A 24246-nucleotide genomic window follows, 5' to 3' on the forward strand; every position below is an offset into this window, starting at 1 on the left:
GATCAGGTCAGAAGGGGGAAAAGGGTCAGGCGTCCGGTGCGAGGTGTTTGCGCGCGACCCAGGCGTCGGGCACGACGATCCACTCGTCGAACCCCGCCTGGTACGGCACGCTCTGCCCGGCCAGCCGCGGTGCCCGTGCCGGGTCGGACTGGGCGACGAGCAGCCACAACGGGCTGCCGCCCTGCCGCGCTTCCTCCGCGAGCCGGCCGAGCAAGTCCAAAGCGTCGTACCGGGCGAGCACCGCAGTGTCGGTGAGGAGCAGCGGGCCTTGTCCCTCCGCGAGGCGCTCCCGCAACTGCGGCTCGACCCGCCCCCACGCCTTGTCGGTGCGGATGCGCAGCTGCTGGTGGGCCCGGCTGCCCGGGTCGGCGGCGTCCGCCTTGAGGACGGTCTCCCAGGTCGGTCGGGCAGCCTCGCCGACCACGCCGCGCAGTTCGTCGACGAAGAGCCCGGTCAGCGACACCGGCCGAGCCTCATACGGTTCGCCAGCCAGGTGCCGCACCGCGTCCTCGGCGCGCCGGTGGGGCACGGTCAGCACCCGGAAGCCGTCCTGCCGCGCCGAGTGCGTGAGCCGCTGCTCGGCCTTGACGGCGGCTGCGACGGCCGCGTTCGCGTCGTACTGGGTGGGGGCAGAGCGGCGGGCAGCCGAGGCGCCCCAACTCGCCGAGGTCAGCCCGGTGGTGGCGTCCCCGGACGGACGGTCCGGGATGAGGCGGAGCACCTTGTCGTAGCGGGTGGCCAGCTTCAGCTCGAAGCCGGCCTGCTTCAGGCCGCGGACCAGTGCGCTGCCGGTGGGCAGCTCCCGCGGCACCAGCGGGTCCGTGCCCAGGTCGGGGAAGCGGGTGGAGACCCGCTTGTGGAGGGCGTCCACCGTCAGGCCCGGCTGCCGCTCCTCTTCGACGCCCGGCTGCACGGCGACCACACCAGCCTGGGTGATTCGCAGCGCGCGCACGAGGTCAAGGTCGCGCGGGTAGATCTCCAGTCGGGGGGTGAGGGCGGCCCGGGTGGAGGCTGCTACCGCAATCTCGGCGGTGCGTCGCTCGTCCCAGCCCAGATTTCCCGGCGGCCGTCGTACCGCGTCCAGCTCGGTGAGGACGGTGCTGGCCGTCGGCAGGGACTCCAGCTCCGCGAGTCGGTCGGCCCGCGCGCCCAGGTTGAGCGCGTAGTCCTGAAGGGCGGGCAACGTCGGGGTGTCCGGGCCGTCCACTCCCTCCCGGACGTCCAGGGCGAGCAGGCCGAGCACCGGTTCGGCGCCCTTGGGCATCCGGGCGTGGAAGTAGCGGAAGAGCGGCGGGGACTCGTTGTCGTAGCTCTCTCGCTCCACCACCGCGCGCAGGAGCGACAGGGCGAGCGCGCGCCGGTCGCGCCGCTCCACGTGCTGGGTGCCGCGCCGGGCGATCAGCGCGTCGGCGAGCTCGATCACCGGGGCCACCCGGCCGCGCTCGGCAAGGAGCTCCACCACCTCCTCGCGCAACAGCCCAAGGGCGGCGTCCTCGAACCAGCGCTCGCGCGCCTTCTTCACGATCTGCGGGATACGGCCTGCGGTCAGGCCCACCGCGTCGGCGACGTCCCGCTGCCGGACCCACGCCAGGCCCTCGGGCAGCTCGCCCGCCTCGTTGGGCAGCCGCAGCAGCAGCCGGACCGCTTCGCGCTCCTTGGCGTTGGAGCGGGCGCTGCCGCTGGATGGCTTTGGCACCAGGCGAGCGGCGAGCGCGTCCAGGCTCAGTGCGCCTAGCAGCTGCGGGTCGGTGACGTTTCCGCCGCCGGCGGCGACCGAATCGGCGACCGCCTGTTCCAGCTCGGTGATCTCCTGACCGGCTGCCTTGCGGGCTTCCGCGCTGAGTGGCGCGGGGGCCGCTTTGCCGAGGCGGAGGTTCCACTCCTTCTGCCGGCGCTGGATCTCCTCCCGTGTGCGCGAGCCCATGCCCGGCGCAGTGAGGAACTTCCTCGCCGAGTAGTCCAGTACGTCCCCGACGGTGTTCAGTCCCATGGCGAACAGCTGGGACTGCGCGGAGAGCGTCAGACCTGCCACGGACAGAGGCGTCGTACGGTCGGCCCTCGCCGCCTGCTGGTCACGAACCTGCTCGACGGAGGCATCGTCGTCCTCGCGTCCGATCTGCGGCCCGGCTTCCTGCGTGATCCCTGCGCTTTTCGCCGTACCGTGCCCGGAGCTCGGAGCCGTTGTCCGCTGCGCATCCAGGAAGAGCGCCTGCCAGGCACGTTCCATCGGCTTCAGGTCCGAGAACCGGTCCTTCACGTCCCGCGCCAGAGCCTTGCGGAAGAAGGCCACCAGGCCGTCACGGACCGCCGGCTCAAAGGCGTCGGCCGCCAGCTGCGGGTACGGCCACTCCTTCGGATCTGTCTGCCGAGCTGTGACGGCGCCGTCGCCCCATCGGGGCAGCTCGTTCGACGCCATCTCGTGCAACGTCACCGCGAGGGCGTACCGCTCGGCGTGCCCGTCGTACGAGCCGCGCGTGATGATGCCCAAGAACGGGTCGAGGTAGCCCTCGGTGCCCGCATCGATCTCCTTCGCCGGGTATCCGGCTAGCGAGAAGTCGATGAGCACCAGCTGTCGAGTGCCGTTGGGACGGATCCGAATCGCGATGTTGTCCGGCTTCAGGTCCCGATGCCAGATTCCTTCCGCCTCCAAGTGCTCCACCGCACCGAACAGGTACTTCCCGTACGCCTCCAGCTGGTCCATGCCCAGGCGACCGTTGTCCCGCAGCTGACGGGCGACGGTGTCCTCACGCCGCCTTGGTCCCTTCCCGTCACCACGGTCCTGGTCCTTCAACTCTCGGCTATCGCCGACGTATTCGAGAGCGAGTACCCGACGGCCCGCGAGAGTCATCGGCTCCCGCTCGTACAGCGCGATGATGCTGGAATCCCGGTGGATACGGCCCAAGACCTGGGCCTCCCGGTCCAGGACCGCGTGCTTGGCCTCGCTCAACGCGACCTTCAGCACCGCCACCGGCAGGGTGCCGCTGCGCCGCGGCTCACCCGCGAGATCCCTCACCAGGAACGCCCGTGACGTCGAGCCCGTGCCGAGCCGACGCACAACCTCCCAGCGCCTGGCCAGTACATCCCCGGCCACGGCCTCCAGCGGGTCCTTCTCCGGCTCGCCCCGATCCTCGTCCGTCTCCGATCTCGACCCGCCGTCCCCGCCCATACCGGAAGCTGCGTCCGTGCCGACGGAGTCCTTTTCGGTGAATGCCTGCTCGACGTACTCCAGCATCTCCAGGAAGTCGTCGACCGTGGACAGACGTCGGCCCGGTTCGTACGCGGTGGACGCCTCCACCAGGTCGTCGATGTCCGGGTTGAGCCCGTCGACCAGGGCGCTCGGGCGCAGGCTCTCACCGGCTTCCAGCCGGGCCATGACCTCGCTCTGGCTCGCGCCCGGTGCCTGGCCGGTGACAAGCAGATACGTGAGGACACCAAGCCCGTAGACATCAAGGCGCACCGGATCGGCCTTCGGAATCCGCAGCTCCGGCGCCAGATACGGATCAGCCTGCTCCGAGACGTGGAACCCGGACACGTTCGTAGGAGCCAGGGTCAGGGGCCGGCCACGGCTGGCGCTCTGACCGGTAGCGATCTGCCAGTCCGCGATCTGCGGCCAAGGACTCAGCCAGCGCTGCTCCTCGCTGAGCTCCCGCCCACGCGGGCCGCGGTCACGCGGAATGACGTGCACCGCGTGCGCCGAGAGCGTGCGGTGATGGACGCGGCGGGAGTGTGCGGAGCGCACCGTCTCGGCAAGCTGCCGTACGAGCGCGAGGCGGCCCCGCAGGTCCAGCTCCTTCCCGTGCTGCACCAGAAAGTCGTCCAGCCGCAAAGTCTCCGGGTGGTAGTCGAACAGGATCGTCGGTCCAGCCGGATGCCCCGACGGCAGGTAGCTCTTCAGCTGCACCGCACCCGGGTGCCGGAACCGGCTGAGCACCAGCGCCTCGCGAGCAGCGGCCTGCTCCACGGAACGCCGCTCGGCGTCCGAGGCACCACGCTCGCTGAGAAAGACCCGCACCCGCGCCAGATCGTGCAGCTGGGAATGACGGCCGAGATAGTCGGCCCAGGTGGGCCCAGTGTCGAACGCCTTCGCATCCAGGAGGTAGGAGCCCACCTCGTGCTGGCGGCGGATCGGTGCGATGCCGAGCTTCTTCAAGGACGCGTCGACATGTCGAGATGTCTCGGCCGTTATCCGGCGCCGGGCGTCACCCGGCGGCTCGGCCAGCATTTCCACGAGCTGCTTGACCGTGAAAACGCCGTTCAGATCGGCGGCCGGAAGGTTCACACGGAGCTTGTCATCGGTGAAGCAAACCGCCTCACCCACCCAGATCTTCGGCCGGTCCCCGGGCCGACCGGAGACGTCGTTGATCAGACCAGACAGTTCCTTGGCTTTCCGATTCGCCAGGTGCAGGGGGTTGCCGTGTCGCCGCTGGGTACCGCCGGGCGTGGTCTGCACCCAGTCGTTGCCGCCGCCGTGAACCGATCCGTGCCAGTCCTTGAGCTCAACGAGGAACACCCCGGCCGGTGAGGTCACCAGGAGATCGACCTCGCGGACATGCCCGCTATTCGCAGTGAACGTGAAGTTCGACCAGGCGCGCCACGGCTCCTCGTCCGGCAGGCGCCTGCGGATCGCTTCCAGACCGCGGCGCTCGTGCTCGTACTCGGAATCGGTGATCGTCGTCCACCGGCCTTCCAGCATGCGACTCCCCGCCTGTATCTGCTGCGCCCGTTCATGCCTGCCGTGACCCTGCCGCGGCGACAGGAACACGGAGCTGCCCCCGCAGAATGAATCTTAGGGGGCGGGACTGACACCGGGACAAGGAATCGAACCTGCGCCTGACGGCCAGCTCCTCATCTGACCAGCGGAAACCAAGGAACGCCGCCGGAAGGTCCAGCTCTGCGCCAGGGAACTCAGCTGGGGTGGCCCAAAGGGCAGAGATCCACCGCCCGATGGCCGGGAAACGCCCGCGGATACGACGTGGGGTGACGAGCCTGGCCGCTGCTCATGCACCAAGCACACAACCGCTGGTGTAGGCGTCCCGCACCTGCACTGATGAGGCAGTTTGGGCAGCACTAAGCCACCTGACACCCCATCAGAACGAGCGTCAAATGAGCGTCACGAGCGTCATTTCAGCGTCAAGATATCGCCCGTAACGCCCACACCGCACATAATGCGCACGCACAAAACCGCGGGTCAGGAGCTCTTCGCGGCCGGTTCAAGGATCGCCACGCACTCCACGTGGTGGGTCATCGGGAAGAGGTCGAAGGCGCGCAGGGTGCGGACGCGGTAGCCCGTTTCGGCGAAGTACGCGATGTCGCGGGCGAGGGCGGCCGGGTCGCAGGCGACGTAGGCGATGCGGCGGGCGCCCAGGGACGCGAGGTGGCGGACCGTCTGCTTGCCGGCGCCGGCGCGGGGCGGGTCGAGGACGATGATGTCGACCTCGGTGATGCCGGTGCGCGGCAGGACCTGTTCGACCTTGCCCTGTTCGACGCGGACGCGGTCGAAGTGCTGGAGGTTGTGGCGGGCGTCCTCGACCGCGCGCTTGCCGGACTCGATGCCGAGGACCGCGCCCTGGTCGCCGACGCGGTCGGCGAGGGCTCCCGCGAAGAGGCCGGCGCCGCAGTACAGGTCCAGGGCGGTGTCGCCCTTGCGCGGGAGGAGGCCCTGCATGACGGCGCGGACGAGGGTGTCGGCGGCCTTCGGGTGGACCTGCCAGAAACCGCCGTTGCCGACGCGGTAGGTGCGGTCGTCGGCGCGCTCGCGGACGAAGGCACGGCCGTGGACGCGGTGGACGCCGCCGTCCTTCTCCTCGACGCGCAGCACCGAGACCGGCTTGTCCAGTTCGACGAGGGGGAGGCGGGCGCCGGGGCGCGGGGTGAGGACGACCTGGCGGTCCTGGGAGCCGGTGGCGGCGATGGCCTCGACGGACGCCATGCCGGGCCAGTCGCGGTTCTCGACGCCGAGTTCGCTGACGCCGGGCGCGGCGATGAGGCAGCGGTCGATCGGCTGGACCTCGTGTGAGCGGTGCTTGCGCAGGCCCGCGCGGCCGTCGGCGTCGATGGCGTACTGGACGCGGGTCCGCCAGGCGGGCACCTCGCCTGCGGGGAGCTTGTCGCCCTCGACGGGCACGACCGTGCCGTCCCAGCCGGCCTCCTCGGGGGTGAGGCCCGCGAGGCGGCGGAGCTGTTCGGCGACGACCTCGCCCTTGAGGCGGCGCTGGGCGCCCGGCTTGGCGTGCTGCCAGTCGCAGCCGCCGCAGCGGCCGGGGCCGGCGTACGGGCAGGGGGCCTCGATGCGGTCCTTGGACGGGTCGAGGACGGTGACGGCGTCCGCGCGCAGGAAGCGGGAGGTCTCGTCGCCCTCGGTCACCCGGGCGACGACCCGCTCGCCGGGCAGCGCGTGCCGGACGAACAGGACCCTGCCCTCCGCGGTGCGGGCGATGCAGTGGCCGCCATGCGCGACGGGGCCGACCTCGACCTCGTACTCCTCGCCGACGAGCGAGGACTCGGGTGCGTTCTTCGGCATGGCGGGGTGACTCCAAAAGAAGGGGGCGGAGAGATCCGTTGGCGGGCTCGCGTCGGGCGTGGCGCCAGCCCACCAGTCTACGTCCCCCCGGGGTCACTCCTTGCCGTTCGGCTCCCCGCGGCCGGAGGGACGCTGGGGGCCGGTTTCCACCAGGCCCCGGCGGACCGAGCCGGGCGCGTTCCAGTCCTGGTTCTTCTTCGCCCGCTCCTTGGCCACCTCGGACGAGCGCAGCTGGTAGGGCACGGAGGTGACCATGACGCCGGGGGTGAACAGGAGGCGGCCCTTGAGGCGCAGGGCGCTCTGGTTGTGCAGCAGGTGCTCGAACCAGCGGCCGACCACGTACTCCGGGATGATCACGCTGACGACGTCGCGGGGGCTCTCGCGGCGCAGGCTCTTGACGTAGTCGACGACGGGCCGGGTGATCTCGCGGTACGGGGAGTCGAGGACCTTCAGCGGGACGTTGATGCCGCGGCGCTCCCACTCCTCGGTGAGGGCCTTGGTCTCGGTGGGGTCGACGTTGATGCTGAGCGCCTCCAGCTTGTCGGAGCGCATCAGCTTGGCGTAGGCGACCGCGCGGAGCGTGGGGCGGTGGATCTTCGACACCAGGACGATGGAGTGCACGCGGGCGGGGCGGATGCTGTCGTCGCTGGGGCCCTCGGGGGCGGCGAGCTCCCGGGCGACGCGGTCGTAGTGCTTGCGGATGGCGGTCATCGTCACGAAGAAGATCGCCATGCCGAGCAGCGCGACCCAGGCGCCGTGGGTGAACTTGGTGACGAGGACGACGATGAGGACGAGGCCGGTGAAGAAGGCGCCGAAGGCGTTGATCGCGCGGGAGCGGATCATGCGGCGGCGCTTGGCCGGGTCCTGCTGGGTGCGCAGCAGGCGGTTCCAGTGGCGGACCATGCCGGTCTGGCTGAGCGTGAAGGAGACGAAGACGCCGACGATGTAGAGCTGGATGAGCTTCGTGGAGTCGGCGTCGTAGATCCAGACGAGCAGGATGGCCGCGCCGGCGAGGAGCACGATGCCGTTGGAGAAGGCGAGCCGGTCGCCGCGGGTGTGGAGCTGGCGGGGCAGGTACCGGTCCTGGGCGAGGATCGAGCCGAGCAGCGGGAAGCCGTTGTACGCGGTGTTGGCGGCCAGGAAGAGCACGAGCGCCGTGGCCGCGGCGAGCACGACGAAGAAGAACGTCCCGTCGCCGAAGACGGCGGCCGCGACCTGGGAGATCACCGGGTCCTGGACGTACTCGGGGCCGACGGGGACGCCGTCGTGGAGCAGGTCGTGGGCGGGCTTCTCGGCCATCTTCACGTGGGTGGCCATGGCCAGGCCGATGATGCCGCAGAACATGGTGACGGCGAGGGCGCCCATGAGCAGGAGGGTCGTCGCGGCGTTCCTCGACTTGGGCTTGCGGAAGGCGGGGACGCCGTTGCTGATCGCCTCGACGCCGGTGAGGGCGGCGCAGCCGGAGGAGAAGGCCCGCAGCAGCAGGAAGACGAGTGCGAAGCCGGCGATGCCCTCGTGTTCGGGCCGGATCGTGAAGTCCGCGGTGGGGGCCTGCATGGTCCGGTCGAGGACGACGCCCTTGAAGGCACCCCAGGCGATCATGACGAAGACGCCGGTGACGAAGACGTACGTCGGGATGGCGAAGAGCTTGCCGGACTCCTTCACGCCGCGCAGGTTCATCAGCGTCAGCAGCACGATGATGCCGATGGCGCACAGGACCTTGTGCTCGATGACGAAGTGGACGGCTGAGCCGAGGTTCTCCACGCCGGAGGAGATGGAGACGGCGACGGTCAGGACGTAGTCGACGAGCAGGGCGCTCGCGACGGTGAGTCCGGCCTTCGGGCCGAGATTGGTGTTGGCGACCTCGTAGTCGCCGCCGCCGCTCGGGTAGGCGTGGACGTTCTGCCGGTACGAGGCGACGACCGTGAACATGAGGATCACGACGGCCGCGGCGATCCAGGGACTGAAGGTGTAGGCCGACGCGCCCGCGATGGAGAGGACCAGCAGGACCTCGCCCGGCGCGTACGCCACGGAGGAGAGGGGGTCGGAGGCGAAGACGGGGAGCGCGATGCGCTTCGGGAGGAGCGTCTCGCCCAGCCTGTCGCTCCGGAGAGCCCGGCCGATCAGGATCCGTTTGGGCACGTCGGTCAGTTTGGACACGGAGAGGATCGTAAGCGTTCCAAATGGGCCACGCCCACTCGCGGGTGACCGGTTCGACGCGTCGCCCACGTCCGCGGGCGGATGAGGGCAACCGATCGATCGGGGCATAAGCTCGTGACGAGACAGCACCGCACGCAGGCTGAGAGAGAAGAGTGAGCAGGGTGTTTTCGCAGGTCAGCAAGGCGACCCGGAGTGCGGGGTAGGCGGACGTGCACATTGTGATCATGGGCTGCGGCCGGGTGGGGGCGGCCCTGGCGCAGACCCTGGAGCAGCAGGGGCACACGGTCGCGGTCGTCGACCAGGACCCCACGGCCTTCCGGCGCCTCGGCTCCGGCTTCGGTGGACGGCGTGTCACCGGGGTCGGCTTCGACCAGGACACCCTGCGCGAGGCGGGCATCGAGGAGGCCGGGGCGTTCGCCGCGGTCAGCAGTGGTGACAATTCCAACATCATCGCCGCGCGTGTCGCCCGCGAGATGTTCGGCATCGAGAACGTCGCCGCCCGCATCTACGACCCCCGGCGCGCCGAGGTGTACCAGCGGCTGGGCATCCCGACGGTCGCCACGGTGCGGTGGACCGCCGACCAGATGCTGAGGCGTCTGCTGCCGGCGGGGTCGGAGCCGGTGTGGCGGGACCCGAGCGGTGGGGTGCAGCTCGCGGAGGTGCACACGTCCCCCGCGTGGATCGGCCACAAGGTGAGCACGCTCCAGGAGGAGACGGGGGTCCGGGTGGCGTTCCTGACCCGGCTGGGCGAGGCGATGCTGCCGACGTCGCAGACCGTGCTGCAGGAGGGCGATCTGGTGCACGTGATGATGCGGACGGACGACGTCGAGAAGGTCGAGGCGGCGTTCGCCCACGGCCCCGAGGGAGGCGAGCACTGATGCGGGTCGCCATCGCCGGCGCCGGCGCGGTGGGGCGTTCCATCGCGGGTGAGCTGTTGGAGAACGGTCACGACGTCCTCCTGGTCGACAAGGCGCCGACCGCCATCTCGGTGGAGCGGGTGCCGCAGGCGGAGTGGCTGCTGGCCGACGCGTGCGAGATCACGTCCCTGGACGAGGCGGCGCTGCAGCGGTGCCACGTCGTCATCGCGGCGACGGGCGACGACAAGGTGAACCTCGTCGTGTCGCTGCTCGCGAAGACCGAGTACGGGGTGCCCCGGGTCGTCGCCCGGGTGAACAACCCGAAGAACGAGTGGCTCTTCACCGAGGCGTGGGGCGTGGACGTCGCCGTGTCGACGCCGCGTCTGATGTCGGCCCTGGTGGAGGAGGCGGTGAGCGTCGGCGACCTGGTCCGGCTGCTGCGCTTCAGCCACGGCGACGCGAACCTCGTGGAGCTGACGCTGCCCCCGGAGTCCGGTCTCGCCGGTACGCAGATCGGGGACGTGGCGTGGCCGGAGGACACCTCGCTGGTCACGATCATCCGCGGTTCGCGGGTGCTGACGCCGACCCCGGAGGAGACCCTGGAGGCCGGTGACGAGCTGCTGTTCGTCGCGGCGCAGGCGCGCGAGGAGCAGCTGGAGGAGTTGCTGTCGGTCCGGCGCGAGGACGCCTCGGGCTGACGGGCGGCCGGTCCGGCACGCACGCGGGAGGGGCCGGGATCCGTGACGGATCCCGGCCCCTCCCCGTGTACGCGGGCGGCATCGGGGCGCCGGGCCGGGGCGCTTCCCCCGGGAGCCGCTCCTCGGGTCCCGCGCCGAAGCGCCGCGCTCAGGCACCCTGCCCGGGTCCCGCGCCGAAGCACCGCGCTCAGGCGCCGCGCTCGGGCTCCGGCTGGGTGCGCCGGGCCTCGGCCTGGGCCTTGCGCTCCTCCTCGGCGCGCTCGGCCGCCTCCATCTCCGCGAAGACGTCGATCGGCGGCGGCGCCTTGGCGAGGAACATCCACGTCAGGTACACGGCGAGCAGGAACGGCGGGATCTTCAGCGCGACGAGCACCCAGCCGAGCTGGGTGGTGTCGGCCCACCAGTACAGCGGGAAGAGGATCGCGCACTTGCCCAGCAGGATCAGGCCCCACGCGTAGCTGGCCTTGGCGTAGGCCTTCTTGCGGCCGGGGTTACGGGTGCGCCAGGAGAGGTTCTCCTTGAAGATCGGGCCGAGGACGAGGCCGATCAGCGGCACGCCCGCGAGGGTCGTCACGATGTACGCGATCCCGAGCCCGAGGGTGTAGAGCATGCCGGGCAGGTAGAAGTCCTTGGCGTCGCCCGTCATCATCGCGAACACCACGCCGAAGGCGACGCCGAAGACACCGCTGAAGGCGTGCTTCATGGTGTCGCGGCGGACCAGCCGGACGACGACGAGCAGCAGCGACACGGCGAGGGCGGCGAGCGCCGAGACGTGCAGGTCCTTGTTGATCGTGTAGATCGTCACGAAGAGGAGGCCCGGCAGGACCGTCTCCACCATGCCGCGGACCCCGCCGAACGCGTCGAACAGCGCGGCCTCGGTCACGGCCCGCGCGTCGGCGGCCACGGGGTCGGCGGCCGCGGCGTCGGCGCGTACGGTGCCGGCGGGTGCCGTGCCGTCGAGTGCGGGGGCGCCGTGTCCGGCGGCGTGGTGCGCGGCGCCGTCACCGCGGGCACCACCGCCTACGCCGCCCTGCGGGCCGTACGGGCCCTGCGGGCCGTCGTGGTCGGCGGTCGGCTTGTCGAGTGACGTCACCGGCTACTCCTGTCCGAGCGGTCGGAGCTCGTATTTCGGATTGAAGAGGACCCTGCGCCCCTGGCTCATGGAGATCCGGCCCGAGGCTATGAGCCTGCGGCCCGGTTCGATGCCCGCGATGGAGCGGCGGCCCAGCCACACCACGTCCAGGGGGGCCGTGCCGTCGAAGAGCTCGGCCTCCAGCGCCGGCACTCCGGCCCTCGGACGCAGGGTGACCGTCCGCAAGGTACCAGTCACCTTCACGATCTGCCGGTCACCGCAGTCACAGATGCGCGTGCACCCGGTCGCCTCCGCGTCCTCCCGGAGCTCCTCGGACTCGAGGTCGCCCTGGGAGCTGGCCAGGCGGTCCAGCATCCGGCGGAAGCGGCCGGTCGGCTTCCCTGTACGCGGTGCAGCACTCATACGCAAAGCCTACCGGGACGCCCCGGACCCGACCCGGGCTCGGGCGGGTGCCCCCGCCGCACGCTGTGGGCACCGGGCGGCCACCCCCCGAGGCACGCCGCGGGCACCTGGCGGGTGCCCCCGCCGCACCCCGTGGGCGCGGGCGGGGCCGGCCGCCCGGCGCAGCAGCGGAACGCCTCAGCGCTCGAACCGGTACCCCATGCCGGGCTCGGTGACGAAGTGGCGGGGGTGCGAGGGGTCGGCCTCCAACTTGCGCCGCAGCTGCGCCATGTACACCCGCAGGTAATTGGTCTCGGTGCCGTACGAGGGCCCCCACACCTCCTGGAGGAGCTGCTTCTGGCTCACGAGCCGGCCCGCGTTGCGCACCAGGACCTCCAGCAGGTGCCACTCGGTCGGGGTCAGCCGTACGTCGGCGCCTCCCCGGTTGACCTTCTTCGCGGCGAGGTCGACGGTGAACCCCTCGGTCTCCACCACCACGGCGCCCTCCCCGGCCCCGCCGACCGGCTCCGCGCGGCGCACGGCGGCGCGCAGCCGGGCCAGCAGCTCGTCCATGCCGAACGGCTTGGTGACGTAGTCGTCAGCGCCTGCGTCGAGGGCCTCGACCTTCTCGTCGGAGGTGTGGCGGGCGGAGAGCACGAGTATCGGCACCCGGCTCCAGCCGCGCAGCCCCCGGATGACGTCGATCCCGTCCATGTCGGGCAGGCCGAGGTCGAGGACGACCACGTCGGGGTTGCGCCGGGCGGCCAGGGAGAGGGCGGTCGCGCCGTCGGGGGCGGCGTCGACCTCGTACTTCCGTGCCTTCAGGTTGATCACGAGGGCGCGCACGATCTGCGGCTCGTCGTCGACCACGAGCACCCGCGTCATGAGGGGCCTGCTTCCTGTCGTCGGGGGTGGGCGGGGTCCTGGCGGGGGCCCGGCACCGCGGGACCGGGCCCCGCGGTGCCGGGCGGTCCGGCGGCGGGCGCGGAGGCGGGCGGGGCCGCCCGGAGGGTGAGGACCATGGTGAGGCCGCCGCCCGGGGTGTCCTCGGCGGTCAGCGTGGCGTCCATGGCCTCGGCGAAGCCGCGGGCGACGGCGAGGCCGAGGCCCACGCCGGCGCCGCGCGGGGCGTCGCCGTACCGCTGGAAGGGAGCGAAGATCCGTTCCTTCGCCTCGTCGGGCACGCCCGGGCCGCGGTCGATGACCCGCAGTTCGACGCGGTCCGCGTGGGCGCTGGCGGAGACGAGGACGCGGCGGCCGGCGGGGGCGTACTTGACGGCGTTCTCGACGAGGTTGGCGACGACGCGTTCGAGGAGCCCGCGGTCGACGGTGACCATGGGCAGCGTCTCGGGGATGTCGAGGTCGACGCCGTCCTCCGGGACGCCGCCGAGGGCGACGGGGACGACCTCGTCGAGGTCCGTCACGCGCAGCAGGGGCGTGACGGTGCCGGTCTGGAGCCGCGACATGTCGAGGAGGTTGCCGACGAGGTGGTCGAGGCGGTCGGCGCCGTGCTCGATGGCCTCCAGCAGGTCGGTCCGGTCCTCCTCGGACCACTCGACGTCGTCGGAGCGCAGGGAGGAGACGGCCGCCTTGATGGCGGCGAGCGGGGTGCGCAGGTCGTGGGAGACGGCGGCGAGCAGCGCGGTGCGGATCTTGTTGCCCTCGGCGAGGCCGCGGGCCTCCTCGGCCTCGCCGACGAGCCGCTGGCGGTCGAGGACGACGGCGGCCTGGGCGGCGAAGGCGCCGAGGACGCGGCGGTCCTCGGCGGGCAGGACGCGGCCGGTGAGGGCGAGCGCGAGGTGGTCGCCGACGGGCATGTCGACGTCGGCGTCCTCGGGACGGGCCGGCGGGCGGCCGGGGCCGACGTGGGCGGCGCAGCTCCACGGGGTGTGGTCGTCGGGGCGTTCGAAGAGCGCGACGGACGCCATGGCGAAGTTGTCCCGCACGCCCTGGAGGAGGGCGTCGAGAGTGGTCTCGCCGCGCAGCACGCCGCCGGCGAGCGCGGAGAGGATCTCCGACTCGGCCCGCAGGCGCGCGGCCTGCTGGGTCCGGCGGGCGGCGAGGTCCACGACGGAGGCGACGGAGAGGGCGACGGCGAAGAAGACGGCCATGGCGACCACGTTCTCGGGGTCGGCGATGGTCCAGGTGTGCGTCGGCGGGGCGAAGTACCAGTTGAGGAGCAGCGAGCCGGCGGTGGCGGAGGCGAGTGCCGGCAGCAGCCCGCCGAGGAGGGCCGCCGCGACGGTCAGCGCCAGGAACAGCAGCATGTCGGTGGCGATGCCGGGTCCGGCGTCGACGCCCGAGAGGACCAGGGTGAGCAGGACGGGGCCGAGGACGCCGACGGCCCAGGCGCAGGCGCTGCGGCCGGGGCCGAGCCGGGCGCGGCGGGCGGCGGGCAGGCCGCGCCCCCGGCCGGCGGCGCCGTGGGTGACGATGTGGACGTCGAGGTCGGCGCCGGAGTCGCGGGCGACGGTGGCGCTGACGCCCGGACCGAAGACGTACTGCCAGGTCTTGCGGCGGCTGGCCCCGAGGACGATCTGGGTGGCGTTGTGGCCGCGGGCGAACTCCAGCAGCGCGGCCGGCACGTCGTCGCCGATGACGTGGTGGAAGGTGCCGCCGAGGTCCTCGACGAGGGTCCGCTGGAGGGCCAGTTCCTTGGGCGAGGCGGAGGTCAGGCCGTCGCTGCGGGCGACGTGCACGGCGAGGACCTCGCCGCCCGCGCCCCTCTCGGCGAGCCGGGCGGCGCGGCGCACGAGGGTGCGCCCCTCGGGTCCACCGGTGAGGCCGACGACGATCCGCTCGCGGGAGCCCCAGATGGCGGAGACGCTGTGGTCCCTGCGGTACTGCCGGAGGTGCTCGTCGGCGCGGTCGGCGGTCCACAGCAGGGCCAGTTCGCGCAGGGCGGTGAGGTTGCCGGGGCGGAAGTAGTCGGCGAGCGCGGCGTCCACGCGGTCCGGTTGGTGGACGTTGCCGTGGGCCACGCGGCGGCGCAGGGCCTGCGGGTCCATGTCGACCAGCTCGATCTGGTCGGCGTGGCGGACGACCTCGTCGGGGACGGTCTCCTGCTGGCGCACGCCGGTGATGGACTCGACGACGTCGCCGAGGGACTCCAGGTGCTGGATGTTGACGGTGGAGACGACGTCGATGCCGGCGGCGAGCAGTTCCTCGACGTCCTGCCAGCGCTTGGCGTTGCGGGAGCCGGGGGCGTTGGTGTGGGCGAGCTCGTCGACGAGGGCGACGGCGGGGCGCCGCTCCAGGACGGCGTCCACGTCCATCTCGGTGAGGGCGGCGCCGCGGTGCTCGACGGTCCGGCGGGGTATCCGCTCCAGACCGGCCAGCAGGGCCCGGGTGCGGGGCCGGGAGTGGTGCTCGACGAGGACGACGACGCAGTCGGTGCCGCGTTCGACGCGGCGGTGGGCCTCGGAGAGCATCGCGTACGTCTTGCCGACCCCCGGCGCCGCGCCGAGGTAGATCCGTAGCTTGCCGCGTCCCATGGCCTCATCGTCTTCCGAGCACTGCCGACTGCGCAGCGTCGACCCTAAGGCCAGGGATGGAGGCGAACCGGACGGGGGCGGTGGTTTCCGGGCAGTCTTGACAGGATTCTGACACCCGGGCCGGCCGGCCCCCGTACGGAGCGGTCAGCGGACCTCGGTGATCTCCGGGCCGCGGTGGAGCTGGCCCATGTCGCCGGAGAAGCGGGAACCGCCCTCGGTGTCGGTCTGGACGCCCTCGGGGACCATCTGCGCGTCCTCGGGGAGCTTGAGCACGATCGGGTCGCGCGGGGCCATCGGGCCCTCGCCGCGGACGACGACCGTGTCGCGGAAGATCTGCTCCAGCAGTCCGGCGGCCTGCGGCTGCACCGCGCCCTGGCCGGAGATGACACCGCGCAGGAACCAGCGCGGACCGTCGACGCCGACGAAGCGCACCAGCTGGACGCCGCCCGTGCCGTCCGGCAGCTGGACGGGGACCTGGGCGCGCAGCTCCCAGCCGAGGGAGCCCTCGATCTCGTCGATGACGCCACCCTGCTGGGTGATGCCGGAGGCGATCTCCTCGCGGACCTCGCCCCAGATGCCCTCCTTCTTGGGGGCGGCGAAGGCCTGCAGCTGGATCGCGCTGTCCCGCAGGACGACCGTCGCCGCGACGATGGCGTCGCCCGCGACCTCGACGCGCAGCTCCATGCCCTCGACCCCCGGTACGAACATGCCGCCCAGGTCGACGCGGCCCTCCTCGGGCTTGGTCACCTCGGAGACGTCCCAGGGCCCGTCGGGCCGGGGCGCCGGCGGGAGGTTCACGCGGCGGGGGCTGTCCTCGTCCGCCGCCTCGTCGGTGTCGACCGCGTCGACGACCTGCTCGGCCTCGCCCGCCGCGTTCTCGGCGGCACTGGTCTTCTTGCGACGTCCGAACACGTCACTGTCCTTCCCGGTCGGATACGACCGCAGCGTATTGATTCCCACCCGTCCAGCCGCCCACGGCGGCATGCCCGCCGGTGGACCCGAAGCCCCCCTCGCCCCGTGCCGAGCCGGGAAGCTCCGCCACCTCGTGGAAGCGGACCTTCTCGACCTGCTGAACGACCAGTTGGGCGATCCGGTCGAACCGTTCGAACCGCACGCTCTCACGCGGGTCCAGGTTGACCACGATCACCTTGATCTCTCCACGGTACCCGGCATCGACCGTCCCCGGGGCATTCACCAGACCGACTCCGAGCCGGGCCGCGAGCCCGGAGCGCGGGTGTACGAAGGCCGCGTACCCGTCCGGGAGGGCGATCGACACCCCGGTGGGGAGGACCGCGCGCTCGCCGGGCGCCAGCTCGACGGCCTCGGTGGTGACGAGGTCGGCTCCCGCGTCTCCGGGATGCCCGTACGCCGGGATCGGCACCTCCGGGTCCAGGCGGCGGATCAGCACGTCGACGGGGTTGCGCATCAGGGGTTCACCTCGAAGGCGCGGGCGCGCCGGAGCTGGTCGGGATCGGCCATGGCCGCGCGGATCTCCTCCGGGCGGCCGTTGTCGATGAAGTGATCGACCTTGACCTCGATGAAGAGCGCGTCGGCGCGGACCGCGACGGGCCCGTCGGGCCCGCCGATCCGGCCGGTCGCGGTGGAGTAGATCTTGCGGCCGTGGACGGCGGTGACCTCGGCCTCCAGGTGGAGGACGGTGCCGACCGGCACGGGCCGCGCGAAGTCGGTCTCCAGCCGCCCGGTCACGGCGATGACCCGCAGCAGCCAGTTGAGCGAGCCGAGCGTCTCGTCGAGCGCGGTGGCCAGGACGCCGCCGTGGGCGAGGCCCGGCGCGCCCTGGTGGTCCGCCGTGACGGTGAACCCGGCGGTGACGGTCACGCCCTCGCCGGCACGTGCCTCCAGGTGCAGCCCGTGCGGCTGGCCGCCGCCGCAGCCGAAGCAGTGCGCGTAGTGGGCCCCGAGGAGCTCACCCGGGGCGGGGGCTTCGGGGTGCCGTACCGGCGGCCGGGCCTCGGCGGGAGGCGTCAGTGCTGTGCTCACAGCCGCAGACCTTACCCGCGCGGCGGCGCACCGGTCGCACCGTGCCAAGCTTGGGTGTATGCAGCCTTCCGACCGCGCCTCGGCCCCGAGTCACGACGAACGCCTCACCGCGCCCGGCCAGTGGTGGCTCTTCGCCGCCCTGCTGGGCCTCTCCGGGGGCCTGGTGGTCATGCCGCTGGGCCCGGTACCGATGCTGGGGGGCGTCATCGCCGCGGGCGCCCTGGCGTCGATCTGCGTCAGCTCGTACGGCTCGGCGCGCGTGCGCGTGGTGGCGGGGTCCCTGGTCGCGGGGGACGCCCGGATCCCGGTGGAGGCGCTGGGCGAGCCGGAGGTGCTCGACGCCGAGGAGGCACGCGCCTGGCGCACGCACAAGGCGGACCCGCGGGCGTTCATGGTGCTGCGCAGCTACATCCCGGGCGCGGTGCGCGTCGAGGTGACGGACCCGGCCGACCCCACGCCGTACGTGTACCTCTCGACCCGCGACCCGGAGGCCCTGGCGGGTGCGCTGCGGCGGGCGCGCGAGGCTGCGGTACGCGGCTGACGGCCGACCGTTCCGGGCGGGCCTGGGGGCCGCCGGGCCGCCGGGCCGCCGTGAGGGGCGGTACGCCGGGGTGGGCCGACGGGCGCCGGGCCGGAGAGACCGTCCGAGCGCCGGACGGGGCCCTGTGTGTGGCGGACGCCGGGCCGGACGGGGCTCTGTGACGGACGCGGGGCGGAGGCCGTGCCGCGGGCCGCGGACACCAGGCAGGGCCTGCGCGGCGGACACCGGGCGGACGCCGTCCCGCGGGCAGCGGGCGGACACCGGGCGGACGCCGTGCCGCGACATCGGGCGGATGCCGTGCGGCGGGCGCCGGGGCGGGTGCTCCGCGGGCGGCGGTGGCGGGGAGGCCGTCCGCCGCGCGCGGTGCGGCCGGCTCAGTAGCCCAGCTGCTTGGGGTTCTCGGGCTGCTCCAACGGGGGCAGCTCCGGCAGCGCGTCCCAGGGGACCTGGCGGGTGCGCAGGTCGGTCCTGATCCGTTCGGCGAGCTTCCTGGTGTCACGGCGGTTCATCACGGCACCGACGGTGGCGCCGATCATGAAGGGGAGCAGGTTCGGCATGTTGCGCACGGTGCGCTTCATGATCTGCTGGCGCAGTTCGCGCTTCATGCGGCCGCCGAGCGCGGCGTTGACGGTGGTGGGCTTGGAGACGTCGATGCCCCGCTCCTCCGTCCAGGCGGTCAGGTAGGCCGTGGAGCGTTCCTTGAGGCCGCCCGGCGGCCGCTGGCCGTAGACCTCGTGGAGCTCGGCGATCAGCTTCAGCTCGATCGCGGCCACGCCGGTGACCTCCGCGGCCAGCTCGGCCGGCATCGCGGGCGGCACGGGCAGCATGGCGGCGGCGCCGATCCCGGCGCCGACGGTCGCGGTGGCGTTCGCCGCGCCGGCGACGAGCTTGTCGGCGAGCTGCTCCGGGCCGAGGCCGGGGAACTGCCGGCGCAGGGCGGCCAGGTCCCGGACGGCGATGCGCGGCGCCGTCTCGATGATGCGGTCGGCCACGTAGGCCAGGCCGGCCCGGGCCCCCGCGCCGCTCTTGCGCACGCCGCGCCGGACGGCGTCCAGACCGCGGGAGCGGACTGTCGGCCGGTCGGCCCGGTCGGGTGCGGCGCCGTGCGCCGTGGGTTCGAGCGAGGCCCCAGGGCCCCGCTCGTCGTCACGCGCGCCGGGGGAGGACAGGGCGGGGTGCTCGGCGGACGCCCCGTGGGCGCCCTGTGCCGGGCCGGTGCCGCCCTCGTGTGCCTCCGGCTTCCCAAGGAGCCGGAAGCGCCTCTTCCTGGACGGGGTGTCGCCTGCCACGTCCGACCGGTCCTCAGTCGCAGTCTCGGCAGATCGGCTGGCCGTTCTTCTCCTTGGCCAGCTGGCTGCGGTGGTGCACGAGGAAGCAGCTCATGCAGGTGAACTCGTCCGCCTGCTTCGGCAGGACGCGGACGGCGAGCTCCTCGTTGGAGAGGTCGGCACCCGGCAGCTCCAGGCCCTCGGCGGCCTCGAACTCGTCGACGTCGACCGCGGAGGTCGACTTGTCGTTCCGCCGGGCCTTCAGCTCTTCGAGACTGTCCTGGTCGACGTCGTCATCGGTCTTGCGTGGGGTGTCGTAGTCCGTAGCCATGTCACTCTCCCCCTCTGGGTGTTTGCGGTGTCTCCAGCGCACGTAACGCGTGAGAGGCCGGACTTGTGCCCGACCTGAGGCGGAGATTTTGCCTCACATCAAGGTCTGTTACTCAATCGACACCCAACCGGGGCCCTCTCGGGTGATCGGGTTTGGGTGGCGAACGGGACCGTACACGGTCGGGGACGCGTGCTTCACACGCACCACCCCGTGTACTTCCCGTGATCCGACCCCCGGGAAACCCGGACTTTTCCCGGTTTTCCAGGGCCAATTACCATCACGGAGCGTAAGTGTCCGGGCGGAGAGCGCTGTGATCGATCACACAACGGACCCGCGCGGACGGCTGCACAAAATTCCGCTGAGAGCGAACAGGCGGAGCCCATCGATCCGGCTCGTCACTGCGGAAGAGTGACGCGCATCACGAGACCGCCGCCTTCCCGGGGCTCCGCCGTGATGCGGCCGCCGTGGGCGCGCGCCACGGAGCGGACGATCGACAGCCCCAGCCCGACGCCCCGGTCGCTCCCGGTCCGCTCCTCGCGGAGCCTCCGGAACGGTTCGAAGAGGTTGTCGATCTCGTACGCCGGCACCACCGGCCCGGTGTTCGACACCACCAGCACCGCCCGGCCCTGCTCGACGCCGGTCGTGACCTCCACCCAGCCGTCCTCCGGCGCGTTGTACCTGACGGCGTTCTGCACCAGGTTCAGGGCGACGCGCTCCAGCAGCACGCCGTTGCCCTGGACGACCACCGGGGCGCACTCACCGCGGATCTCCACGCCCTTGGCCTCGGCCTCGCCCCGGACCTGGTCGATGGCACGGGAGGCGACCTCGGCGACGTCCACGGGCTTGCGCTCCACGATCTGGTTCTCGCTCCGGGCGAGCAGCAGCAGCCCCTCCACGAGCTGCTCGCTGCGCTCGTTGGTGGCGAGCAGCGCCTTGCCGAGCTCCCGCATCTCGACGGGGGCGGCCGGGTCGGAGAGGTGGACCTCCAGCAGCGTCCGGTTGATCGCCAGCGGAGTGCGCAGCTCGTGCGAGGCGTTGGCCACGAAGCGCTGCTGCGCGGTGAAGGCCCGCTCCAGGCGGTCGAGCATGTCGTCGAAGGTGTCGGCGAGCTCCTTGAGCTCGTCGTCGGGGCCGGCCATCTTGATCCGGCGGCTCAGGTCGGAACCGGCCACCTGGCGGGCGGTGCGGGTGATGCGGCCCAGGGGGGACAGCACGCGGCCCGCCATCGCGTAACCGAAGGCGAAGGCGATGATGCTGAGGCCCAGCAGCGCGAAGAGCGAGCGGCGCAGCAGCTCGTCCTGGGCGAGGTCGCGCTGGTGCTGGAGGCAGGCGGCCATGGCGTCGTTGAACTGGTCGGGCGTCACCCCCTCCACGGGCAGCCTGCACCAGTCGAAGTTCGGTTCGACCTCCCCCTTCAGCAGCTTGAACGGCAGGTCGTCCGTACTGATCGACAGCGCCTGCCGGGTGAGCAGGTAGATGATCGACAGCAGCAGGACGCCGGCGATGAGGAACATCCCGCCGTAGAGCAGGGTGAGGCGTATGCGGATGGTGGGGCGCAGCAGGGGGCGCGCCGGGATCCGCGGGTCCCAGGTGGGTTTGGGGGGCGCCTGTGGCGGCGTGGGGGTGCCGGTCACGGGGTCAGATCCGGTAGCCGGAGCCCGGCACGGTGATGATCACCGGGGGCTCGCCGAGCTTGCGGCGCAGGGTCATGACGGTGACCCGCACGACGTTGGTGAACGGGTCGGTGTTCTCGTCCCAGGCCTTCTCCAGCAGCTGCTCGGCTGAGACCACGGCCCCCTCGCTGCGCATGAGCACCTCCAGTACCGCGAACTCCTTCGGCGCCAGCTGGATCTCCCGGCCGTCGCGGAAGACCTCGCGGCGGTTCGGGTCCAGCTTGATGCCGGCCCGCTCCAGCACCGGCGGCAGCGGCACGGTCGTACGCCGGCCCAGCGCGCGCACCCGGGCGATGAGCTCGCTGAACGCGAAGGGCTTGGGCAGGTAGTCGTCGGCGCCGAGCTCCAGCCCCTCGACGCGGTCACTGACGTCGCCGGACGCGGTGAGCATCAGCACGCGGGTCGGCATGCCGAGCTCGACGACCTTGCGGCAGACGTCGTCGCCGTGGACGAGGGGCAGGTCGCGGTCCAGGACGACGACGTCGTAGTCGTTGACGCCGATCCGCTCCAGGGCGGCGGCCCCGTCGTACACGACGTCGACGGCCATGGCCTCCCGGCGCAGTCCGGTGGCCACCGCATCGGCGAGCAGCTGCTCGTCCTCGACGACGAGTACGCGCACGGCGCTGTTCCTTCCTCCGAGCCCGGATCCGGGCAGATCTACGACACCGCGGGACGGACGGCGTCCCGCTCATCCTGCCCCTTACGCGCGTAAACCGGCTGTAAGGCGGCCGACGGGCGGTCCCGGCGGGGGCTCGGGGGGCGGACGCATTCGCGACAGGCCCGATTCTTTGAGGTTTCCCTGAGGTTTCCTCTGGGGAGGACGACTCCACACCCGAGATCACGCCCCGTACGCGGTTTACCACGGGCCGCTCTGTCCCCCAGAGGCGCTGTGCGTGATCCGACCCACCCCCGGCACGCCCCGTGCCACCGACCCATGACGAGGGGGCGCATCATGGACGCTTTCACCGCAGGACTCCTCCAGCGCATAAGGGCCACGCAGAGCGATCTGACGCGGGCGCGGGAGACCGGAGACGACTTCCTGGCCGACGTCGAGCAGGCGGAGCTGGACGACCTCCGCCGGCTGGCGGAGGAGCACGGCGTCAAGGTCTCCCTGCTGACCGCCTGACGTCCGGACGCGTACGCGCGTCCGCCCTCGACCCGCCGAAGGCCCCGGTGTCCCGGACACCGGGGCCTTCGGCACGTCCGGGCCCGCCCCACGGCGCGGGGAGGCACCGGCCGGGGGCCGGGCGCGCGTCAGTCGTGCCAGGCGCCCAGGTCCTCCAGCAGGGTCTGCAGCGGGGCGAAGACGCCGGGGCTCGCGGCCACGGTGAGGTCGTCGTCCGCGGGCGAGCCGGGGCGCCCGCCGGTGAGGGCGCCCGCCTCGCGCGCGAGGAGCACGCCGGCGGCGCGGTCCCAGGGGCGCAGGCCGCGCTCGTAGTAGCCGTCCAGCCGGCCGGCGGCGACGTCGGCCAGGTCGACGGCGGCGGAGCCGCCCCGGCGGATGTCCCGGAGCAGCGGGACCAGCCGGCCGGCCACCTCCGCCTGGTGGGCGCGGACCTCGGCGACGTAGTTGAAACCGGTCGACACCAGGGCCTGGTCCAGCGGCGGGGCGGGGCGGCAGCTCAGCCGCCGCTCCCCCAGGTGGGCGCCGCGACCGCGCACGGCGTGGAACGTCTCGCCCCGCATGGGGACCTCGACGACGCCGACGAGCGCCTCGCCGTCGCGCTCGGCCGCGATGGACACCGCCCACGTGGGCAGGCCGTAGAGGTAGTTCACGGTGCCGTCCAGCGGGTCGACGACCCACCGGATGCCGCTGGTGCCCTCGGTGGCGCCGCCCTCCTCGCCGAGCAGGCCGTCCTGCGGCCGGCGCTCGGCGAGGTACCCCGTGATCAGCTTCTCGGCGGCGATGTCCATCTCGGTGACCACGTCGATGGGGCTCGACTTCGTGGCGGCGACGCCGAGGTCGGCCGGGCGCCCGTCACGCAGCAGCGCGCCGGCCCTGCGGGCCGCCTCCAGGGCGGCGTCCAGCAGCTCGTCCAGCAGCGGGTCGTCGGCCGTCCGGTGCGGCAGCGGGTCGGTCACGGGGCCTCCTCAGGCGTAGGGGCTGTCGGCGCCGGCCGCGGCGGGCCGCTCGGCGCGGGCGGGGCAGCAACCGACGGGGCACAGGTCGTGCGAGGGTCCCAGGGCGCCCAGGGCGCACCGCTGCGGGGCGGCGCCCCGCTCGGCGGCCGCGCGCTCCAGCAGCAGCTCGCGGACGGCCGCGGCGAAGCGCGGGTCGGCGCCGACGGTGGCGGAACGGCGGACGGGCAGGCCCAGCTCGGCGGCCTTGGCCATCGCCTCGGTGTCGAGGTCGTACAGGACCTCCATGTGGTCGGAGACGAAGCCGATGGGGACCATCACGACGGCCGGGGCGCCCTCCCCGTGCAGCGCCTCCAGGTGGTCGCAGATGTCGGGCTCCAGCCACGGGATGTGCGGGGCGCCGCTGCGCGACTGGTAGACGAGCTCCCAGGGGTGGTCGACGCCGGTGCGCTCCCGCACCGCCCCGGCGATCAGCCGGGCGACGTCCAGGTGCTGCGCGACGTAAGCGCCGCCCTCGCCGTGGCTCCCGACCGGGCCGGAGGTGTCCGCGGCGGACTCGGGGATGGAGTGCGTGGTGAAGGCGAGGTGGGCGCCCGCGCGGACGGCGTCGTCCAGCTCGGCGAGGGAGGCGAGGACGCCTTCGACCATCGGCTCGACGAAGCCCGGGTGGTTGAAGTAGTGCCGCAGCTTGTCGACCTTCGGCAGCGGCAGGCCCTCGGCCTCCAGGGCGGCGAGGGCGTCCGCGAGGTTCTCGCGGTACTGCCGGCAGCCGGAGTACGAGGCGTAGGCGCTGGTGGCGAGGACGGCGATGCGGCGGTGCCCGTCGCGGACCATCTCCCGCAGCGTGTCCGTCAGGTACGGCGCCCAGTTGCGGTTGCCCCAGTGGACGGGCAGGTCGACGCCGGCGGTCGCCAGGTCCTCGCGGATCGCCGCGAGCAGGGCCCGGCACTGGTCGTTGATGGGGCTGACGCCGCCGAAGAGGAAGTAGTGCTGCCCGACCTCCTTCAGCCGCTCCGTGGGGATGCCCCGGCCCCGCGTCACGTTCTCCAGGAAGGGCACGACGTCCTCGGGCCCTTCCGGGCCGCCGAAGGAGAGCAGCAGCAGGGCGTCGTACGGGGCTGGGTCTCGCTGGTCGGACACACGCTGATCG

Annotated in this window: 20 protein-coding genes; 4 read left to right on the top strand and 16 right to left on the bottom strand. The window is 72.5% G+C overall.

Translation table 11 applies throughout. The features are described 5' to 3' along the window. Positions 1-25 precede the first annotated feature (25 nt). The 3 genes from pglW to ACF053_RS21255 form a co-directional block, all read right to left on the bottom strand. Positions 26-4693, bottom strand: coding sequence for a BREX system serine/threonine kinase PglW (gene pglW / locus ACF053_RS21245; protein WP_391955336.1), 4668 nt, complete (start codon positions 4691-4693; stop codon positions 26-28). Positions 4694-5188: 495 nt separating this feature from the next. After that, positions 5189-6520: a class I SAM-dependent RNA methyltransferase gene (locus ACF053_RS21250; RefSeq protein WP_391955337.1), complete on the bottom strand. Its 1332-nt coding sequence runs from the start codon at positions 6518-6520 to the stop codon at positions 5189-5191. 93 nt (positions 6521-6613) lie between these two features. Continuing rightward, positions 6614-8680, bottom strand: coding sequence for an APC family permease (locus ACF053_RS21255; RefSeq protein WP_391955338.1), 2067 nt, complete (start codon positions 8678-8680; stop codon positions 6614-6616). A gap of 209 nt (positions 8681-8889) precedes the next feature. Here ACF053_RS21255 and ACF053_RS21260 point away from each other — a divergent pair, with 209 nt between their 5' ends. Beyond that, a complete protein-coding gene (locus ACF053_RS21260; protein WP_391955339.1) occupies positions 8890-9558 on the top strand; it encodes a potassium channel family protein in 669 nt (222 codons plus the stop codon). Continuing rightward, positions 9558-10235, top strand: a complete 678-nt coding sequence (locus ACF053_RS21265; RefSeq protein ID WP_058943814.1) for a potassium channel family protein — start codon at positions 9558-9560, stop codon at positions 10233-10235. Before ACF053_RS21260 ends, ACF053_RS21265 begins: the two co-directional genes overlap by 1 nt. A 187-nt stretch (positions 10236-10422) precedes the next feature. Here ACF053_RS21265 and ACF053_RS21270 read toward each other — a convergent pair whose 3' ends face one another. The 7 genes from ACF053_RS21270 to ACF053_RS21300 form a co-directional block, all read right to left on the bottom strand. Beyond that, entirely contained in the window at positions 10423-11328 is a 906-nt protein-coding gene (locus ACF053_RS21270; protein ID WP_391955340.1) for a DUF3159 domain-containing protein, read from the bottom strand. Between the two features lie 3 nt (positions 11329-11331). Beyond that, positions 11332-11730 (bottom strand): OB-fold nucleic acid binding domain-containing protein, encoded by a 399-nt coding sequence (locus ACF053_RS21275; RefSeq protein WP_391955341.1) that lies wholly within the window; start codon positions 11728-11730, stop codon positions 11332-11334. 177 nt (positions 11731-11907) lie between these two features. Beyond that, complete coding sequence (locus ACF053_RS21280; protein WP_391955342.1) at positions 11908-12594, bottom strand: response regulator; 687 nt, start codon at positions 12592-12594, stop codon at positions 11908-11910. Continuing rightward, positions 12591-15203: an ATP-binding protein gene (locus ACF053_RS21285; RefSeq protein WP_391955343.1), complete on the bottom strand. Its 2613-nt coding sequence runs from the start codon at positions 15201-15203 to the stop codon at positions 12591-12593. Before ACF053_RS21285 ends, ACF053_RS21280 begins: the two co-directional genes overlap by 4 nt. A 144-nt stretch (positions 15204-15347) precedes the next feature. After that, positions 15348-16115: a DUF3710 domain-containing protein gene (locus ACF053_RS21290; RefSeq protein WP_391955344.1), complete on the bottom strand. Its 768-nt coding sequence runs from the start codon at positions 16113-16115 to the stop codon at positions 15348-15350. A gap of 1 nt (position 16116) precedes the next feature. Continuing rightward, the gene (dut, locus tag ACF053_RS21295; RefSeq protein WP_058943818.1) at positions 16117-16629 is read right to left on the bottom strand and encodes a dUTP diphosphatase; all 513 of its coding nucleotides are present in this window, start codon (positions 16627-16629) and stop codon (positions 16117-16119) included. After that, positions 16629-17204 (bottom strand): PaaI family thioesterase, encoded by a 576-nt coding sequence (locus tag ACF053_RS21300; protein WP_391955345.1) that lies wholly within the window; start codon positions 17202-17204, stop codon positions 16629-16631. Before ACF053_RS21300 ends, dut begins: the two co-directional genes overlap by 1 nt. A gap of 58 nt (positions 17205-17262) precedes the next feature. Here ACF053_RS21300 and ACF053_RS21305 point away from each other — a divergent pair, with 58 nt between their 5' ends. Then, positions 17263-17745, top strand: a complete 483-nt coding sequence (locus ACF053_RS21305; protein WP_391955346.1) for a DUF3093 domain-containing protein — start codon at positions 17263-17265, stop codon at positions 17743-17745. Between the two features lie 374 nt (positions 17746-18119). On the opposite strand, the gene ACF053_RS21310 is transcribed toward ACF053_RS21305, so the two are convergent. The 4 genes from ACF053_RS21310 to ACF053_RS21325 all read right to left on the bottom strand — a co-directional run bounded on the left by ACF053_RS21310 (position 18120) and on the right by ACF053_RS21325 (position 21636). Beyond that, entirely contained in the window at positions 18120-19034 is a 915-nt protein-coding gene (locus ACF053_RS21310; RefSeq protein ID WP_391955347.1) for a hypothetical protein, read from the bottom strand. A 13-nt stretch (positions 19035-19047) separates the two neighbouring features. Beyond that, entirely contained in the window at positions 19048-19344 is a 297-nt protein-coding gene (locus tag ACF053_RS21315; protein ID WP_058943822.1) for a DUF4193 domain-containing protein, read from the bottom strand. Between the two features lie 395 nt (positions 19345-19739). Then, complete coding sequence (locus ACF053_RS21320) at positions 19740-20978, bottom strand: sensor histidine kinase (protein WP_391955348.1); 1239 nt, start codon at positions 20976-20978, stop codon at positions 19740-19742. Between the two features lie 4 nt (positions 20979-20982). Further along, positions 20983-21636, bottom strand: a complete 654-nt coding sequence (locus ACF053_RS21325) for a response regulator transcription factor (RefSeq protein ID WP_228973294.1) — start codon at positions 21634-21636, stop codon at positions 20983-20985. 333 nt (positions 21637-21969) lie between these two features. Here ACF053_RS21325 and ACF053_RS21330 point away from each other — a divergent pair, with 333 nt between their 5' ends. Beyond that, positions 21970-22143, top strand: coding sequence for a hypothetical protein (locus ACF053_RS21330; RefSeq protein ID WP_391955349.1), 174 nt, complete (start codon positions 21970-21972; stop codon positions 22141-22143). Between the two features lie 128 nt (positions 22144-22271). On the opposite strand, the gene ACF053_RS21335 is transcribed toward ACF053_RS21330, so the two are convergent. Beyond that, positions 22272-23099, bottom strand: coding sequence for an inositol monophosphatase family protein (locus ACF053_RS21335; protein ID WP_391955350.1), 828 nt, complete (start codon positions 23097-23099; stop codon positions 22272-22274). Positions 23100-23108: 9 nt separating this feature from the next. Then, positions 23109-24236, bottom strand: a complete 1128-nt coding sequence (locus tag ACF053_RS21340) for a ferrochelatase (protein WP_391955427.1) — start codon at positions 24234-24236, stop codon at positions 23109-23111. Positions 24237-24246 lie beyond the last annotated feature (10 nt).

Origin of the sequence: Streptomyces kanasensis (assembly GCF_043077165.1) — a bacterium.
Classification (GTDB): domain Bacteria; phylum Actinomycetota; class Actinomycetes; order Streptomycetales; family Streptomycetaceae; genus Streptomyces; species Streptomyces changanensis.

Bases quoted from the DNA above. Each gene is read 5' to 3' on its own strand.
- ACF053_RS21265 (WP_058943814.1), top strand. From the start codon at position 9,558: ATGCGGGTCGCCATCGCCGGCGCCGGCGCGGTGGGGCGTTCCATCGCG.
- ACF053_RS21315 (WP_058943822.1), bottom strand. From the start codon at position 19,344: ATGGCTACGGACTACGACACCCCACGCAAGACCGATGACGACGTCGAC.
- ACF053_RS21250 (WP_391955337.1), bottom strand. From the start codon at position 6,520: ATGCCGAAGAACGCACCCGAGTCCTCGCTCGTCGGCGAGGAGTACGAG.
- dut (WP_058943818.1), bottom strand. From the start codon at position 16,629: ATGCGCAACCCCGTCGACGTGCTGATCCGCCGCCTGGACCCGGAGGTG.
- ACF053_RS21280 (WP_391955342.1), bottom strand. From the start codon at position 12,594: ATGACGCGGGTGCTCGTGGTCGACGACGAGCCGCAGATCGTGCGCGCC.
- ACF053_RS21330 (WP_391955349.1), top strand. From the start codon at position 21,970: ATGGACGCTTTCACCGCAGGACTCCTCCAGCGCATAAGGGCCACGCAG.
- ACF053_RS21285 (WP_391955343.1), bottom strand. From the start codon at position 15,203: ATGGGACGCGGCAAGCTACGGATCTACCTCGGCGCGGCGCCGGGGGTC.
- ACF053_RS21305 (WP_391955346.1), top strand. From the start codon at position 17,263: ATGCAGCCTTCCGACCGCGCCTCGGCCCCGAGTCACGACGAACGCCTC.
- pglW (WP_391955336.1), bottom strand. From the start codon at position 4,693: ATGCTGGAAGGCCGGTGGACGACGATCACCGATTCCGAGTACGAGCAC.
- ACF053_RS21275 (WP_391955341.1), bottom strand. From the start codon at position 11,730: ATGAGTGCTGCACCGCGTACAGGGAAGCCGACCGGCCGCTTCCGCCGG.